The 15,650-nt window shown below is 55.7% G+C and carries 15 protein-coding genes; 9 read left to right on the forward strand and 6 right to left on the reverse strand.

Annotated features, from left to right (window positions below; genetic code table 11):
* Positions 1-103: 103 nt before the first annotated feature.
* Both REIFOR_RS10285 and REIFOR_RS10290 read right to left on the reverse strand, forming a co-directional pair.
* A complete protein-coding gene (locus tag REIFOR_RS10285) occupies positions 104-1,000 on the reverse strand; it encodes a universal stress protein (protein WP_100257474.1) in 897 nt (298 codons plus the stop codon).
* Entirely contained in the window at positions 1,000-2,484 is a 1,485-nt protein-coding gene (locus REIFOR_RS10290) for a SulP family inorganic anion transporter (protein WP_100257475.1), read from the reverse strand. The genes REIFOR_RS10285 and REIFOR_RS10290 overlap by 1 nt, the downstream gene beginning before the upstream one ends.
* Before the next feature lie 247 nt (positions 2,485-2,731).
* Here REIFOR_RS10290 and REIFOR_RS10295 point away from each other — a divergent pair, with 247 nt between their 5' ends.
* Together REIFOR_RS10295 and REIFOR_RS10300 are read left to right on the forward strand one after the other, a co-directional pair.
* Entirely contained in the window at positions 2,732-4,561 is a 1,830-nt protein-coding gene (locus tag REIFOR_RS10295; protein ID WP_100257476.1) for an ExeM/NucH family extracellular endonuclease, read from the forward strand.
* Between the two features lie 120 nt (positions 4,562-4,681).
* Entirely contained in the window at positions 4,682-5,560 is an 879-nt protein-coding gene (locus tag REIFOR_RS10300) for a hypothetical protein (protein WP_100257477.1), read from the forward strand.
* Positions 5,561-5,597: 37 nt separating this feature from the next.
* On the opposite strand, the gene cysE is transcribed toward REIFOR_RS10300, so the two are convergent.
* On the reverse strand, positions 5,598-6,380 hold the full coding sequence (cysE, locus tag REIFOR_RS10305; RefSeq protein WP_100257478.1) for a serine O-acetyltransferase: 783 nt from the start codon (positions 6,378-6,380) through the stop codon (positions 5,598-5,600).
* A gap of 1 nt (position 6,381) precedes the next feature.
* Positions 6,382-7,158: an RNA methyltransferase gene (locus REIFOR_RS10310; RefSeq protein ID WP_319418045.1), complete on the reverse strand. Its 777-nt coding sequence runs from the start codon at positions 7,156-7,158 to the stop codon at positions 6,382-6,384.
* A 223-nt stretch (positions 7,159-7,381) separates the two neighbouring features.
* Between REIFOR_RS10310 and REIFOR_RS10315 the strand changes: the two genes are divergently transcribed.
* From REIFOR_RS10315 to REIFOR_RS10325, 3 genes are all read left to right on the forward strand, one after another.
* Positions 7,382-8,131, forward strand: a complete 750-nt coding sequence (locus tag REIFOR_RS10315) for an inositol monophosphatase family protein (protein ID WP_100257479.1) — start codon at positions 7,382-7,384, stop codon at positions 8,129-8,131.
* Between the two features lie 36 nt (positions 8,132-8,167).
* Positions 8,168-9,232: a hypothetical protein gene (locus tag REIFOR_RS10320; RefSeq protein ID WP_145980283.1), complete on the forward strand. Its 1,065-nt coding sequence runs from the start codon at positions 8,168-8,170 to the stop codon at positions 9,230-9,232.
* A 64-nt stretch (positions 9,233-9,296) separates the two neighbouring features.
* Positions 9,297-10,181, forward strand: a complete 885-nt coding sequence (locus REIFOR_RS10325) for a hypothetical protein (protein WP_100257481.1) — start codon at positions 9,297-9,299, stop codon at positions 10,179-10,181.
* A 231-nt stretch (positions 10,182-10,412) separates the two neighbouring features.
* On the opposite strand, the gene REIFOR_RS10330 is transcribed toward REIFOR_RS10325, so the two are convergent.
* The gene (locus tag REIFOR_RS10330) at positions 10,413-11,279 is read right to left on the reverse strand and encodes an MBL fold metallo-hydrolase (RefSeq protein ID WP_100257482.1); all 867 of its coding nucleotides are present in this window, start codon (positions 11,277-11,279) and stop codon (positions 10,413-10,415) included.
* Positions 11,280-11,484: 205 nt separating this feature from the next.
* Between REIFOR_RS10330 and REIFOR_RS10335 the strand changes: the two genes are divergently transcribed.
* Together REIFOR_RS10335 and REIFOR_RS10340 are read left to right on the forward strand one after the other, a co-directional pair.
* Positions 11,485-11,811 (forward strand): protein tyrosine phosphatase family protein, encoded by a 327-nt coding sequence (locus REIFOR_RS10335; protein ID WP_100257483.1) that lies wholly within the window; start codon positions 11,485-11,487, stop codon positions 11,809-11,811.
* 9 nt (positions 11,812-11,820) lie between these two features.
* Complete coding sequence (locus tag REIFOR_RS10340) at positions 11,821-13,434, forward strand: SulP family inorganic anion transporter (protein WP_100257484.1); 1,614 nt, start codon at positions 11,821-11,823, stop codon at positions 13,432-13,434.
* 14 nt (positions 13,435-13,448) lie between these two features.
* On the opposite strand, the gene rarD is transcribed toward REIFOR_RS10340, so the two are convergent.
* Positions 13,449-14,360, reverse strand: a complete 912-nt coding sequence (rarD, locus tag REIFOR_RS10345) for an EamA family transporter RarD (RefSeq protein ID WP_100257485.1) — start codon at positions 14,358-14,360, stop codon at positions 13,449-13,451.
* Between the two features lie 358 nt (positions 14,361-14,718).
* Between rarD and REIFOR_RS10350 the strand changes: the two genes are divergently transcribed.
* Positions 14,719-15,174, forward strand: coding sequence for a YeeE/YedE family protein (locus REIFOR_RS10350; protein ID WP_100257486.1), 456 nt, complete (start codon positions 14,719-14,721; stop codon positions 15,172-15,174).
* 2 nt (positions 15,175-15,176) lie between these two features.
* Positions 15,177-15,650: a DUF6691 family protein gene (locus REIFOR_RS10355; RefSeq protein ID WP_100257487.1), complete on the forward strand. Its 474-nt coding sequence runs from the start codon at positions 15,177-15,179 to the stop codon at positions 15,648-15,650.

The raw sequence follows: 15,650 nt of genomic DNA on the forward strand, positions 1-15,650 counted from the left end.
TGGACCTGTTCGGCAGACGGCTCGCTTGAGGCAAGAAACCGTCTGTTTTGAGCCCCAAGTGACAAAGAGCAACCCTGGGTGGGTGGGCCATCGAGGGGTCTTGTTAGCGCAACAAGAGCAGAGGTTGCCGGGTGCTGAGCAACATCTTCATGGTGAAGCTGCCAAACACCAGCTCACGCAAACGATTGTGGCTGAAAGCACCCATGACCGTCAGATCGATGCCATGACTGGCTTGGTATTGGCACAAAGCCTCGGCCGGATCACCCTGAAGGATTTCGCTAAAGACCTGCCGATTGGCCTGCTCTAGCTGGATCTTAGCAGCCAACACCAGTTCCTGCGCGCTGGCCGGATCCTTACTGACATGCACTAGATGGATCGGGATATGTTCGAATAGTGGGCTAGAGCCGACCATCTGGAGCGCCTTGAGGCTACATGGACTGCCGTCATAGGCCAGCATCGCAGCGGTGGGTGCGCTAAATTCCCGATTGACCACAAAGATCGGTCGCGCGATCGAGCGCACCAGCGACTCCAAATGGGTACCTAAATGCTCGGTGTCGGCGTCGTGGACCTCGCCACGAATACCGAGCACCACGACCCGCGCGTCGTGTTCCAATTCGATCAACGATTCGATCAGAGTGCCGTGCCGTTGCACCGTGACCGGGTTGGGCAGGCCAGCCAGTTCGGCACGTTGTTTGACGGTGTCGAGCATTTGCCGACCCTTCTGAAGCTCCAAGCGATTGCGCTGTTGCTCCAGATCGGTCAGTTCCGCGAGCAGGTGCTCTTGGGCACCCAGGCCGATGGCACCGGTCAGGTCTCTAACCGCGATCGCACCGCTGTGTTCAATCGCGTGCAGCGCCTTAAAGGGGGAGTTCAGCCGTTGACTTAACCAAACCGCATAATCGCAGACCGCCGAATTATAGTGAGAGCCATCGATACAGGCGATGGTCCAGCTGCGCTCGGTGTCGCTCGATTGGTGCACCTTATTATTCGTGTCGTTCATCAATGGCCTCCCAGTACTTTATCGATGTCTTCCGGCTTGTCGTGTTGGCCGAAGCGGTCAATGATGGTTTCACTGGCTTCGTTGATACCGATTACCTCGACCTCGGTGCCTTCACGGCGGAACTTAAGCACCACCTTGTCCAGTGCAGCAACGGCGGTAATATCCCAAAAATGCGCCCGGGACACGTCTATCGTCACCCGGCTGACCGCTTCCTTATAATCGAAGGCGTTGCTGAACTTATCGGCAGAGTTGAAAAATAGCTGCCCATGAACCTGATAGCTGCGTTGATCCGTGGCCTCATCGTGCTGCGAATCGACGTACATAAAGTGGCTGATCTTGTTGGCAAAAAACAGCGCCGCCAACAAAACGCCAGCGAATACACCATAGGCCAAATTGTGCGTCCAGACCACCACCACTACGGTAACAAGCATAACCAGATTGGTCGAGAGCGGATATTGCTTCAAATCACGGATAGAGGCCCAATTAAAGGTTCCGATCGACACCATAATCATCACAGCGACTAAGGCCGCCATGGGTATTCGCGCGACCCAATCACTGAGGAAGACCACCATAATCAACAACACAAATCCGGCCACGAAGGTCGATAAGCGCCCGCGCCCGCCGGATTTCACATTGATCACCGATTGACCGATCATGGCACAACCGGCCATGCCACCGACCAGACCGGAGGCGATATTGGCAATGCCCTGGCCCTTACATTCACGGTTCTTATCGCTGGTGGTGTCGGTTAGATCGTCGACGATGGTCGCAGTCATAAGCGACTCGAGCAGGCCGACGACGGCCAGCGGTGCGGCATAGGGCAGGATAATAAACAGCGTTTCCAGATTGAGCGGAACATCGGGCCACAAAAAGATCGGCAAGGTATCCGGTAACTCGCCCATGTCGCCGACGGTGCGGATATCCAGGCCTAGCAGCATGGCCAGCCCGGTGAGCACCAAGATGCAGATCAACGGCGAGGGCAGCGTTTTATTGATCAGCGGAAACAAATAGATAATACCCAGACCGCCAGCGGTCATCGCGTAGACCACCCAGCTGACATCGATCAGTTCGGGCAATTGCGCCATGAAAATCAGAATCGCCAAGGCGTTGACGAAGCCGGTAACGACCGAGCGCGATACAAAGCGCATCAATTCACCGAGGCGTAAATAACCGGCGAGCAATTGCAACACCCCAGTTAGCAAGGTCGCCGCCAACAAATACTCCAGCCCGTGCTGCTTAACCAGGGTCACCATCAACAGTGCCATGGCGCCGGTTGCGGCGGAAATCATCCCAGGACGACCACCGACAATCGAAATCACCACAGCGATACAGAAGGATGCATAGAGACCGACCTTGGGATCAACACCGGCAATCACCGAAAACGCAATGGCTTCCGGAATCAACGCGAGCGCCACGACCAACCCGGCCAAAAAATCACCGCGTATATTGCCGAACCAGTCGGCTTTGCTTTGGGTCAATAACATATATCTGCCTCATTGCTGTCTTTTTTCGGCCTCAGGAACGCTTCAAACTGGGGGAATCCAAGTTATGAGGGCTGCGAAAAGTGGGCGAGAATACACAGTTGGGGCCGACAATTCAATGTTGGACCCCGCTCGGGCCCGCTCGCTCGCTCGGCGCGCTCAACCGGTTGACGGCCGAGCGCACGGACTGTCATAGTTTGCAGTCAAATCGATCCGCAGGCAGGCAGCCAAGTTCAATCGGGGCATGGGTATGTTCAAGCAACTTCTTATAGGGGTCCTCGCCACCCTGATAGCCAGCTTTAGCTACGCTGAGCAAAAACGAGCCTCCGCCTGCGGTGATCCGGCGACGCGGCTCGCCCAGATTCAAGGCTCGGGGTTAGTCTCACCCTTGCTCGAGCAAGACGTGACAGTGGAGGCCGTGGTCACCCTGGATCTGCAGGCCGAACATGACATGGCTGGGTTTTTCCTCCAGCAAGACCCGACCGATGATGATGCCAACACATCCGAGGGCATCTTCGTATACCACAGCCGCACCGAGGTTGAGGTCGGCGATAGGGTGCGTTTGAGCGGCCGGGTCAATGAGTACTTTGGGGTGACCCAGTTGCATCGTATCGATGACCTAAAGCGCTGCGCCACGAACCGCGCCCTGCCGCCCGTCACCGACCTGAGCCTGCCGCTGCCCTACCCTGAATCTTTGGAGGCGATGGAAGGGATGCGGGTTCGGTTTTCGGCGAGTTTAACCGTCAATGACGTCGCCAAACTCGGCCGTTATGGCGAATTTACGCTCAGCCAGGGCCGCCGGTCGATCCCGACCGATAGCGCCCGCCCCGGACGCGCCGCCGATGCGATTGGCCACGCGAATCGGTTAAATCAGTTAGTAGTCGACGATGGCAGTACGCGTCAAAATCCAGATCCGGTACCCTTTCCAACGCCCGGGCTGACTGCTGCCAACAGCCTTCGCATCGGCAGCACGGTGCAGCATCTGACCGGGGTAATCCACTTCGCGTTCGACACCTATCGCCTGATCCCCACCAGCCCACCCAGGTTCCAATTGGACAACCCGCGCCGCGCCGCACCGCTAGCAGTGCCCAACAGCGATCTGCGCATCGCCAGCTTGAATGTCCGCAATTACTTTAATGGCGATGGTTTGGGGGGCGGTTGGCCGAGCCCACGCGGCGCCAGCGACGGCGTCGAACTGGCGCGTCAAACGAGTAAATTACTGGCCGCCCTGGTGGCGATCGATGCCGACATAGTGGCGTTAATGGAGCTCGAAAACGATGGTATCTCGCAGCGCAGTGCGCTCGCCAGTTTGCGCCGAGCCCTCAATGCGGAGCTGCCGACGGATCGACACTACCAGCTGATAGACCCCAGGGTCGATCGGATCGGCAGCGACGCGATCAGCGTTGGTTTACTCTATCGACCGGCGCGCGTGCAACCGATCAACCGAGCCCGGCTATTGACCAGCGCCAACTCACCCAACGACACCAGCGGCCGTGCACTCTTTAATGACGCGCTGCATCGGCCCGCCCTGGCGCAAACCTTTAGCCACCCGTCTTCGAGCGAACGCCTGACCCTGGTGGTCACACACCTGAAGTCCAAAGCTCAGGGCCGGTGCGCCAAATGGGACGACTGCGATAGGGGGCAAGGCGCCTACAATCTCAGTCGCACCCGGGCCAGCCAGGCGTTAAATCTCTGGTTAGGGACCGACCCGACCGACAGCCGGGCTGCGCATGTACTGATGGTGGGTGATTTCAATGCCTACAGTCAGGAAGATCCGATCGTCGATTTGATTAACGCCGGCTTTAGCGCGCTGCAAACCCCGGGTGGCTACTCCTATGTTTACCAGGGCCAATCGGGCCGCCTGGATCACGCCTTGGCCTCGCCCGCATTGGCCGACAAGCTCCTATTGGCGCAAGAATGGCATATTAACAGCGATGAGCCGTCGGTCTTGGATTACCATCGGGAGTATAAATCGACCGAGCAGATCGACACCTATTTCGCTCCTGACCCCTACCGCTCATCGGATCACGATCCATTGGTGCTGGATTTTCGCTTGAGCATGCCAGCACGAAACCGATAGCAGGGCCGATGCCGAGTTTAGGGCACTTTGTCTAGCCGATCACAGAGTCGATCACTGCATTTGGCACGCCTATTGGCCGCAGGCACAATAAGCCTTTAATGCATTGGGACGTGCTTCACCATGATGCTCTTATCGGTACTCTTGACTCTGATTTTATTGACCTACGCGGTCGGCTTCTGGTCGACTCGGATCTATCCGCGCTTACGCCCCTTTCAGTATAATCCAACGTCGGATGTCACCCTACCCGCGGCGCGCGCGAGCTTGATCCACAAGAATTTAGCGGCTCGCTTTCATCTGCATCAACATACTCGGGTCAGCCTGTCCGATGCTCAGAGCATTGAAAGCCTGATCGCTTGGGTGCACGGCCTGTGGTTACCCCGGCTGGGGCACTGTGCGCACAGCGACAACCCACTCAGCGTGATCAATCGGGCCTTGAATGGCGAGCAATTTAGCCGTTGCGACTATAACCTTATTCAAGCGCACGCCATGATAGCGGTGGGTATCCCCTGTCGTCTAACGACCTTGAGAACACGCGACTGCAGTTGGCGACCGCTGGGCAGTCAGTATGAGGGCATAGAGTATTTTGATCGGCAGCATGCCAAGTGGGTATGGCTGGATGCTCAGTTGGGTGTGCGGGTCGTGCAGAACTTTGTGCCACTCAACAGCTTAGAAATTAAACAGGCTTATCTGAACCGAGAAATCTTAACCTTAGCCCCCGATCAGGATGTGCTCAGCGTTGGCCAATATCTGGATCAGCTGCGCCCCTTCCTCGATATCATCGTGGCCCGGCCACTGGGGCAGATGAAAAAATTCGCCCTCATACCGCCCAAGTTAAGATTGCTAAAACGGCAATGGTTTGTTGGCCCGCAGCTTTACGACATCGCCTGTCACGCGGCGGTATCTTTTTATGCGGCTCATCCGCGTCAACATTGGAGTCAGTCGGGTCGACTCAAAAACGCCGCGCAGATCCAGGGCACTCGCGACCTGCAATCGCGTTGAGGCGAGTATTGCCCAAAGGTCCGTGCAAGCCCCGCGCTTAAACGCTGTTTTGTTGATCAGAGGCCTCGATAACGGCGAAATCTTCATCTTTCAGGTCCGGCATCTCGGGGGTTGTGAAGGATTTATCCATTTTTTGCAACGACGCGCACATCCGATCGATACGCTGGTCTTGCGCATTAACATGGTCCAACAACGCCTTGATGGCATGGGCGGTAATATCGGGCATTTCGGCCACGCCGTAGGCATCGAAGCCCATGCGTTTGGCCAATTCTTCTTGCTCGGTGCTGAAGCCCTGGGCTCGTTCGCCCTTCAATCTCACCACACGACCGGGGATGCCGACCACCGTGGCACCTTCAGGCACTTCTTTGGTGACCACGGCGTTTGATCCGATGCGCGCATTTTTGCCCACCTTAAAGGGGCCCAAGACCTTTGCACCGGCCCCCACGATGACGCCGTCTTCCAAGGTTGGGTGGCGCTTACCTTTTTGCCAACTGGTGCCACCTAGGGTGACGCCCTGATAGACCGTGACATCATCGCCAATCTCAGCGGTTTCTCCGATCACGATGCCCATGCCGTGATCGATAAAAAAGCGCTTCCCGATCGTTGCACCCGGATGAATTTCAATGCCGGTAAACCAACGTGCTAGCTGCGATATCCAGCGCGCCAGCGTCTTAATATTCCAACGCCAGAGGCGATGCGATAAGCGGTGGATGATAACGGCATGCAGACCTGGGTAATTAAGCAAGACCTCAAACCAGCCTCGGGCAGCCGGATCGCGATTAAAAAAACTTTGAATATCGTCTTTGATGCCTGAAAACATATCAGGGTTTCCTTAGGTGTTTATCTATTTGACTGAGCATGCCACGGAGAATGTTGGCTTCAACCTCATCCGGCTGGGCGCGCAGTATTAGGCGCCGTACCTTACTCATTAGCGTTCTGGGGTTATGGGGGTTGAGGAAATCAATATCAACCAGGACCTGTTGCCAGTGCTGGAATAAACTTTCCAGCTGGCCCGCGGTGGCCGGCGGCTGATCCCATGGCACGCCCCAATGGGGTTTGGGCTTGGCGTCGCTGGCCTGTGCAGACATACGCAACTCGTAAGCCAAGACCTGTACCGCGGATGCGACATTGAGTGAACTGTAGTCGGGGTTGGCGGGAATATTGACATGACAATGGCAGCGAGCCAATTCGTCATTGGTCAAGCCACTGCGTTCACGACCCAGCACCAAAGCAATCTGGCTACCAGACGGCATCGACAGCACCTGTTGCGCCATCTCCCGAGGGTTTACTAAGGGCCACGGCAGGGTCCGGGAGCGTGCGGAGGCGCCAACCACTAGGGCACAGTCGGCAATGGCGTCCTCTAAACTGTCAACCACCGTGGCGCTGTCGAGCAAATCGGTGGCGCCGGAGGCCATCGCGGTGGCCGTATCGGAGGGGAAATCACGCGGCTGTACCAGCACCAGATGTCGAAAACCCATGGTTTTCATGGCCCGTGCCGCGGCGCCGATGTTGCCCGGATGGGAGGTGTGCACCATTACCACCCGAACATGTTCTAGGTTGCTAAAGGCCATTTCTGAGTCGATGTCGATCGTATCCACGAAATTAATTCCACAAATTACATTTAATGACTGAATGATACGCTAAACCTGGTGTATCATGCGCGCCCTTTGAATCTATCCGTAGATTCTCTCAGATCGAGGCCAACAGTCGCCCCGGTCGATGCGCTGTTTAACAAGTCCTTGCGGACCGACGTTCCAACTCGAGTCATTCTGACGTTCAGAATGGGTCATTTGCCCTTATAAGCCTGTATAAGAGAGTAACATGCAACCGATATTGACGATCGCACTACGTGCAGCCCAAAGCGCTGCTGAAAAGCTGAACTACACAGTGACCAGCATTGCATCTTTAACTGCAGAAGGAACGAGCCGCAAGGAAGTCTTTGACAAGGCCATTGAGGATGCCGCCTGGCGTGCTCGCAAGGTCATCCGCAGCGCCCATACCCGCCATCACATCGACTCCATCCAACTCGGCAAAGAAGACAGCCGAGACTGGGATGGTCAGTCGCGTTGGGTCATCGATGTCGCCGCCGGCGAGCACAACTTGCGTAACGGCTACCCTGGGTTCCTAGTCAATGTCGCCCTCTACACCAAAGATAAGATCGATTGTGTCGCCCTGGTCGATCCGATGACCGAAGACTACATGATTGCCTCGCGCGGTCGCGGTGTGCACTTTAACGATCGCCGCGTGCGCGCCGAATTCGTCCCCCTGCCTCAGGCAACTTGCACCCTTGCGACCAAAGACATGGTCTTGCTAAGCAAATGGCAGGATGCTGTTTATGACATCCGCGTCAGTGGCTGCGCGCTCTATGATTTCATCAATCTCGCGGCCGGCCGGGTCAATGTGGCCATCGCGCAACAGATGTCACCAGCCGACCTAGCCAGTGCTCTGCTTATTGTGCAAGAAGCCGGTGCCTTAACCGGTGATGTCGAGGGCAAGCCAATCAAGATGGATCGCGGCGAGTTACTCGCAGCCAGCCCGCGTCTGTTTAAACAACTGTTCAGCAAAGGCTAGTCGTCTTGAATGGCGGTGACGGTCAGTAGGCGCGCGATGGAACCGATTGAGATCTTTGCCGGCCAACAGGCTTACCGCCATATAGCGCAGTCGGGGATCCGGCCGACCGATATCCGCGCGATTATCGGCGCGTCCGGCGGCCCGAAGTGGTTTGTGCTCAGTCATTTGGACCGCTATTTGATGCAAAACTGGCTCCCCGCCATCCCCCATCAGCTGGAGTTAATTGGCAGTTCGATCGGGGCTTGGCGGATGGCCGCGTACGCCAGTGCGGCGCCGATGGCCGCTCTAGAGCAGCTCGAAAGTCAATATCTGAACCAGCGCTATTCGGCGCGTCCGTCACACCAAGAAATTTCGCAGTCAATCCGCCAGCTGCTCGACAGCTTTATTCAACCGAACGACCTAGACCAACACCAACTCAAAAAATTGCATATAGTGGCGGCCCGTTGCAAAGGGCTCAGTCAATTGAAACAGCCCTCGATTCAGGGTCTGGCGTTCGCCGCCGTGGCCGTGGGCAATCTGGTCAGTCGACGAAGCTTACCCCGGTCCTTTGATCGGGTTATTTTTCAGTCGCCGGGCGGGCAATTACCGGTCGCTCAATGGGATCACTTTCGCACTCATCAGGTACCGCTGAACCGGGCCAATTATCGTGATGCCTTGCTCGCCAGTGGCGCCATACCAATAGTCATCGAAGGGGTGCGCGACCCAGTCGGCGCACCAAGGGGCCTCTATCGAGATGGCGGCATGGTCGATTACCACTTTGATTTGCCGTTCAAACCCGAGCAAGGCCTAGTGCTTTATCCTCATTTTTCGCCCCTATTAAAACCCGGCTGGTTCGACAAGCCCTTGCCGTGGCGTAAGGTCCACGCCAGCAACTATTCCCACACGCTGATGATCAGCCCCAGCCGAGAATTTGTCGCGTCCCTGCCCTACGGGAAAATACCCGACCGGCGCGATTTTGAGCGACTCGATAATGACAGCCGAATTCGCTATTGGCAGACCGTTGTCGATCGCAATCAGGCTATTGCCGAGGCCTTTGATCGCTGGGTGCACAGCGCCAATCCGCTCGATCAAGTGATTCCGATCGAAACTCTGACCCGATAAAGCCGGCTATCATTCAGATCCCGTTCAGCCTGCCTCTGCCACTATAGGTGCAAAGGAGACAGCCATGACCGAACGTACTCAATCAACGATCCGAACACTCATTCACGCCGTGCAGACCGGCAGCCTAATGCTGTTGGCAACGCTAGCCCTGACCGGATGCTATGTTGAGGTGGTGCCGCAGGTCAGGCCCTATATGCTGATTACAGACCACAACTCGATCGACCTGCGCCGTTATAGCACCGCCTTTCTCGTCGAGGCTGCACTAATTCCCTTTGCGCTTGGCAGCGCAAGCCCCGCCATGCTGATTGATCCGGACAGCGTCACGACACCCCAAGGCCGAGCCCTGAATAGGGCCCTGATCGAACGCACCAGTTATGCCTACCTATTCGATGATCGGGACTGTGACGCGGGCGGTTACACCCAAACCGAAGCCGAAGCGGACACCACTCGCTATGATGATGGCTATACCTTTGTCGACCTGAACCTGAACGCTCAGGCCAAAGATTGCGCGCTGCGCTCCGGAGGCCAGTTGCATTGGGTCAATAGTGACCTGAACTATAACCTTTCCGGTTGGTATGACGACTGGGCCGGTGCAATCAGCTCCATCACGGCGCGGTTGGACGGCCAGGTGCAGATTGAAACCACTGACAGCCTAATACAGCACCGCTTGGTTAATGTACAACTGGACAATCTGACCAGCACCGACTTCCTATTAACCGGCAGCAGTGCGGTATGGCTCGATGATGGCTTTGGCCAAAGCGATGCCGACCTGACCACCGAAGCGGCGGTGCATTGGGCCCTAGGCCACAGTTTTCCTCATCAGGGTCAGGTGCGGCTACAAAATAACAGTTCCTGGGTCGACTTAAAATTTGCCACGACCGGACTCTGGCGTGAAACCAGTTCCGGCGGCAGCCACTTCTGGTTATGGAGTGAACTGGGCTTCCAATAAAAACAATAGGAGTACAGACCCAAATGCTCTAGGCCAAAACCTCCCACTTTCGGGAGGTTTTTTTTGCCTAAACAGATGCCAAGGTCGAGGCGGCATTGGCTTAACCCTTGTCCTTAACAAAAAAAAAGCCTGGCACACAGTGCTCAGGCTTTGATCTTTCCGGCTTACGACACCAGGGTTGTGCTGGACCTAAGGTCGGCCCAGGTTGGGCGCAAATGCGCCCAAAATCGTCTAGATAGCGTTGATTGGCACCTTGATATAGCGCGTACCATTGTCTTCGGCCGGCGGCAGTTCACCGGCTCGTATATTAATCTGCACCGCCGGTAAGATCAGCGTCGGCATATCTAGGGTGGCATCGCGCTCGCTGCGCATCTGCACAAAGGTTGCCAGGTCAATCGTTTGGTTGACATGAATATTGCGCTCGCGCTCGGCTTTGACGGTGGTCAAATACTGATAGTCTCGACCATTGGGTCCATAATCATGACACATGTAGAGCTTAGTCGAATCCGGCAGACTGAGGATACGGGTTACAGAATTAAACAAAATCGTGGCATCACCACCGGGAAAATCACAACGCGCCGTGCCCTGATCGGGCATAAAGATCGTATCGCCGACGAACAGGTGCTCATCATCGACGTTGTAGCACACGCAAGCCGGCGTATGACCCGGCGTGTGCATGACGGTCACCGCAAGGCCGCCAATGGCGAAGCGCTCGCCGTCGGCAAATTGGACATCGAATTGCGAGCCGTCGGTGGCGAATGTCGGCTCAACATTAAAGACCGTTTTAAAGGTTTCCTGCACCAAACTAATAGCATTACCAACGCCCGTCTGGCCGCCAAGCTGGGACTTTAGATAGTGCGCGGCTGACAAATGGTCGGCATGGACATGGGTTTCCAGAATCCAGTCGATACTCAGCGATTCGCTGCGCACGTAATCAATCACCTCATCGGCGGCATCGGTTCGGGTCCGCCCGGATTTGGGATCGTAATTTAACACCGAATCGATAATGGCTGCCCGTCGTGTCACGGGGTCTTGCACCAGATGGGTGTAGGTAAAGCTGGTCGGGTCAAAAAATGTTTTGATGACGGCTTCAGACATGTTGTGGGTCTCCTCTCGCGGCACTTATATTAGATATATCTAATTTATAAGTTGAATAATAGAGACCCCTGGGCTCATTATCAACCCTTAATTAGCCTTGACTAATATTTAAGCTACGGTGAATAGTGGATTACTGCTATCCAAAACCGATGGCATTTTTTATGATGGCGCCCCCCACCGGCCTTTTGCACTGGAGAAACACCGTATGACTTGGACACAAATTGCACAAAACTATTGGGTGAGCCCACAAATTAGCGCAAGCCAACTGGACGAGGCCAAGGCCTTAGGCTTCGATACTGTGGTCTGCAATCGACCCGATGATGAAGAGCCGGGCCAGATTAACAGTGACGTTATCGGCGCGGCGTGCGCTACCTTGGGGCTCGACTATCTATTTTTGCCGATGCAGGGCGCCAACTTCAGTGCGGAATATGTCGAACAGATCCAGCAACTGAATCAGGCGAACAAAAAAGTCTTGGCCTATTGCCGCTCGGGTAACCGCAGCTCTATCCTCTACAACGCTGCCACGGTCTAAGTACAGCTTATGATGCGAACGATCGGCCGGCCCCACCTGGCCGATTTCAATGCCGCTTTACTGGTCGCACTGGTCGGTATTCCGCAATGTTTGGCCTATGCCATGCTCGCGGGCTTGCCACCCATGTACGGCCTAGTAACCGCGGCCATCCCCGGCCTAATCGCCGCAGTACTCGGTAAGAGTCCCGCCCTGACGGTGGGCCCCACCAATACCACCGGCCTGGTCATCCTCACCGCCCTGATCCCCTGGGCCAACCAACCCGAGGCACTGCTCACCGCGATGGCCACCCTGGCCTTCTTAGCCGGTTTGTCTCGTCTCGTCATAGTACTGTTGAAAGCCGAACGGCTGTTCGACTTTGTTCCTGAAGCGGTCATGGTCGGTTTCGCAACCGGGGCTGCGGTGATCATCGCCTTGATGCAAATCGATGAGCTGCTCGGCCCCCCCTTTCAAGGCGTGCGTAACGTGGTCGATGAAGTCAGGATGCTGAGCCATTTTACCGGGTCGGCTCTGAACATCCCCAGCCTGGTGCTGGGCAGCCTTGCATTGGTGGCGGTGGTGCTCGGCCATAAGTTCGCCCCACGCTGGCCCATTCCGCTCTTGGTGTTGGTGGTCAGCATGGCCTGGGTCTGGTTTGACCTGGCCGACTTTAGCCACGCCTGGGTCACCGTGGGTGACAGCTCGGTGGTAGCCGACGGTTGGCCGAGTTTTAATCATCGGCTGCCCAGCTGGCATATGATTCAAACGCTCATAGTGCCCGGCTTTGCGGTTGCCTTTATCGGCTCACTGGAATTGATTGTGACCCTGCGCAATCGTCAAGAACACCGCCTCTTGCGGCGTGAATTGGGCAGTCAGGGTTGCGCCAATATGGTCGGCAGCTTTATCGGCGGCTTTCCGGCCAGCACCTCCTTGACCCGCTCAGTATTGCTCGATCTCGGCGGTGCCCGCACTCGCTGGGCACCCTTTTTGGCCGCCCTGATGCTGATCCCCATTATTCTCTATGGTGCAGCAGCCGTGCGCAGCATACCGCTGCCGGTTATCTCGGGTTTACTGATTGCCACCGCCCTATCGATGCTCAAGCCGGCGGCCATCAAACAGATGTTAACGGTCAACCATCAGACCCGCATCCTGTTTCTGGTCACCCTGATCAGCACCCTGGTGCTGACCTTTCATGAGGCCATTCTCTTGGGTTCGATGTTGGGCATCATGCTGTTTCTCTTCCAAACCAGTCAGACGAAATTGATGCCCTTTGTGGTGGACGCCAATGGCGGCTTAAGCACGCCGAGCGATCGGGATGCACCATCCCAGCCACGCCTGATTCAGATTTCGGGCAGTCTCTATTTCGCAGCCGCCCGGCAACTGCCGGAACGCCTCAATGAACTGCTCAGCGACACCCACCATCTGGTGCTCGATTTAAGTCATGCTCACCATTGCCGCGTCGCCGCGGTTCAAGCTTTATTGGCTTTTCTGGCAGAGTGCACCCTGCGCGGCGTCGTGGTTGAGATCAGTGGCGCCTCTGCGGAACTCAAGCTGCTGACCCGGCAAATGGGGGTACGCCTGCCGTGGAGCGAAAAACGCCTGGCCCAGACTCTGATCACATCAAAGGTCTCGGAGACCAGCGGCTAAGAGCTGCAGAAAACCTAAAGCGGTGGTGCGATGGGCAGCGGCTCGGCCAATGAGTTCTTGGTATGCCGTTTGAGCTGCCTCGCCTTGGTGACTAAGCCGATCACAAACAACACCATGGCGACCCAGACGAGACCAAAGGTCAGGTAACGCTGCATTGGCACGGCCTCGTTCAGAACCCAAATGGCAATCACAAATTGGATCATCGGGTTAACATACATAATGAAACCGGCGACAACTAGGTTGATGCGCCGCAACGACGAGGCAAACAAGAGTAATGGCACCGCAGTGACCACACCTGACGAGAACAACAGCGTATATTGCCACAGGCTATGACTGTCGCCACCGTCAATGATTCCGTTGCCGATCACCAAGGTTGCTATCGGCAGTACCCAAAGCGTTTCCAGACCAAGCCCAAGCAAACTTTCTACGGGCTGCAGTTTACGCACCAGCCCGTAGCAGCCGAAACTCAGCGCCAAAGCCAAGGACACCCAAGGTATGCCGCCCATGGCGATGAGTTCGAAGAGAATCGCCAAGGCCGCGACCCCGCCGGCGGACCATTGCCAGCTGTTAATCTGCTCCTTAAGCACCAATCGGCCAATCAACAAACTCACTAAGGGGGTTATAAAGTAGCCCAGACTGGTTTCCAGCACCCGATGCTCGGCCACCGCCCAGATAAAGACATACCAATTGGTACTGATTAGGATTGACGCCAAAAAACTCCACAGCAGGACCCTTCGGTTACGCAATAAGCGCCCAAAGCCGCCCAATTGCTTCATCATAACTAAGAGTACAAAGGCTAACAGAAAGGCAAATACTACCCGGTAGGAGAGTATTTCCATGGCGTCGATGCCGACCAATAAACGAAAATACAGCGGAAAACAGCCCCATATTACATAAGCCGCCAATGCGTACCACATGCCTCTCATAGCTTGATTGTCCTGAAGATTGAAGGCCAGGTTAAGATTGGATAGATAGACAATGAGCGGATCCCATCCTGACAAAGGGGCGCGCCGGCCATTATGACCTACAACGGCAAAATACCTAGTCTTATCTACCGCCCATCCTCTCTGCTGCTGGCTATGGCGCGTCTTAGCAAAGGGTTAGCATCTTTTCGCTGAGCTCAAAAATAGCGCCAGCTGGCCCCTGACCCGACTCATTGAGGGGCGTTTCGCACCGACCAATCGGAGGCTCAAAAATTTGCTCACTGTAATCGCTTGTAATTGACGATAAAAACCGTAATATTAGAGATATCTTATATTAATCTTATGAATGGACACCTGCAGTATGGAAATAATTAATTTTACGCCCGGATCGGCCGCATTAGGCGGCGCTCTCATTGGCTTATCGGCCCTGCTCTTGCTGCTGACCAAAGGCCGCATTGCCGGCGTGTCCGGCATCGCCGGTGGTATTATCTACCCAGTGCGTGGCGAAATCCTATGGCGGGTTGTTTTCGTTGTCGGTCTAATCCTAGGTGGTCTGATCTATCAATGGCTCAGCGGCACCAGCACCACCGGCTTGTTTAAAGGCATCGACCATATTCAAGCCGCCGTCAGTTGGCCGTGGCTGATAGTCGGTGGCCTATTGGTCGGCGTCGGCACCACCATCGGTACCGGCTGCACCTCTGGCCATGGTATTTGCGGGCTGGCCCGCGGCACCACGCGGTCCCTCGCGGCGACCCTGAGTTTTGTCGGTGCCGGCCTGGTAACCGTATTTATTGTCCGTCAACTGGTAGGGGTTTAAGTATGTTGGGTATACAGCGATTATTTTTTGCCTTACTAGCGGGCGTTATTTTTGGCCTCGGCCTGTCCATTGCCCAGATGATTGATCCGGCCAAGGTGATCAACTTCTTAAATCCATTGGGCCCATGGGATCCGTCCTTGATGGTCGTATTGGCGGTTGGCTTGGCGATCAATGCGTTGGCAACGCCGTTGATCTTGAAACGCGAGCGACCCCTGTTCGATAATCTATTTCGGGTCCCAGCCAAGTCTCAAATCGATGCTAAAATCATTGGCGGCGGCGTGCTGTTCGGCATCGGCTGGGGCATTGCCGGTTACTGCCCCGGACCGTTGCTGACCTCGCTGAGCTTTGCCAACAGCGATATTCTGATCTCCTTGGCGGCATACGTTGTCGGTACTCTGGTGACCAAATGGGTGATCGCCCGTATTGAAGCGGCGCGCCATATTGAGCATGCGGCAGAAGAGGCCTGTGTCGGCTAG

Source organism: Reinekea forsetii (assembly GCF_002795845.1).
In the GTDB taxonomy this organism is placed as follows: Bacteria; Pseudomonadota; Gammaproteobacteria; order Pseudomonadales; family Natronospirillaceae; genus Reinekea; species Reinekea forsetii.

Coding starts and splice junctions, on each gene's coding strand:
- REIFOR_RS10315 (WP_100257479.1), top strand. CDS start 7,382: ATGCAACCGATATTGACGATCGCACTACGTGCAGCCCAAAGCGCTGCT.
- REIFOR_RS10295 (WP_100257476.1), top strand. CDS start 2,732: ATGTTCAAGCAACTTCTTATAGGGGTCCTCGCCACCCTGATAGCCAGC.
- REIFOR_RS10290 (WP_100257475.1), bottom strand. CDS start 2,484: ATGTTATTGACCCAAAGCAAAGCCGACTGGTTCGGCAATATACGCGGT.
- REIFOR_RS10330 (WP_100257482.1), bottom strand. CDS start 11,279: ATGTCTGAAGCCGTCATCAAAACATTTTTTGACCCGACCAGCTTTACC.
- REIFOR_RS10340 (WP_100257484.1), top strand. CDS start 11,821: ATGATGCGAACGATCGGCCGGCCCCACCTGGCCGATTTCAATGCCGCT.
- REIFOR_RS10350 (WP_100257486.1), top strand. CDS start 14,719: ATGGAAATAATTAATTTTACGCCCGGATCGGCCGCATTAGGCGGCGCT.
- REIFOR_RS10335 (WP_100257483.1), top strand. CDS start 11,485: ATGACTTGGACACAAATTGCACAAAACTATTGGGTGAGCCCACAAATT.
- REIFOR_RS10325 (WP_100257481.1), top strand. CDS start 9,297: ATGACCGAACGTACTCAATCAACGATCCGAACACTCATTCACGCCGTG.
- REIFOR_RS10285 (WP_100257474.1), bottom strand. CDS start 1,000: ATGAACGACACGAATAATAAGGTGCACCAATCGAGCGACACCGAGCGC.
- REIFOR_RS10355 (WP_100257487.1), top strand. CDS start 15,177: ATGTTGGGTATACAGCGATTATTTTTTGCCTTACTAGCGGGCGTTATT.
- REIFOR_RS10300 (WP_100257477.1), top strand. CDS start 4,682: ATGATGCTCTTATCGGTACTCTTGACTCTGATTTTATTGACCTACGCG.
- rarD (WP_100257485.1), bottom strand. CDS start 14,360: ATGAGAGGCATGTGGTACGCATTGGCGGCTTATGTAATATGGGGCTGT.
- REIFOR_RS10320 (WP_145980283.1), top strand. CDS start 8,168: ATGGAACCGATTGAGATCTTTGCCGGCCAACAGGCTTACCGCCATATA.
- cysE (WP_100257478.1), bottom strand. CDS start 6,380: ATGTTTTCAGGCATCAAAGACGATATTCAAAGTTTTTTTAATCGCGAT.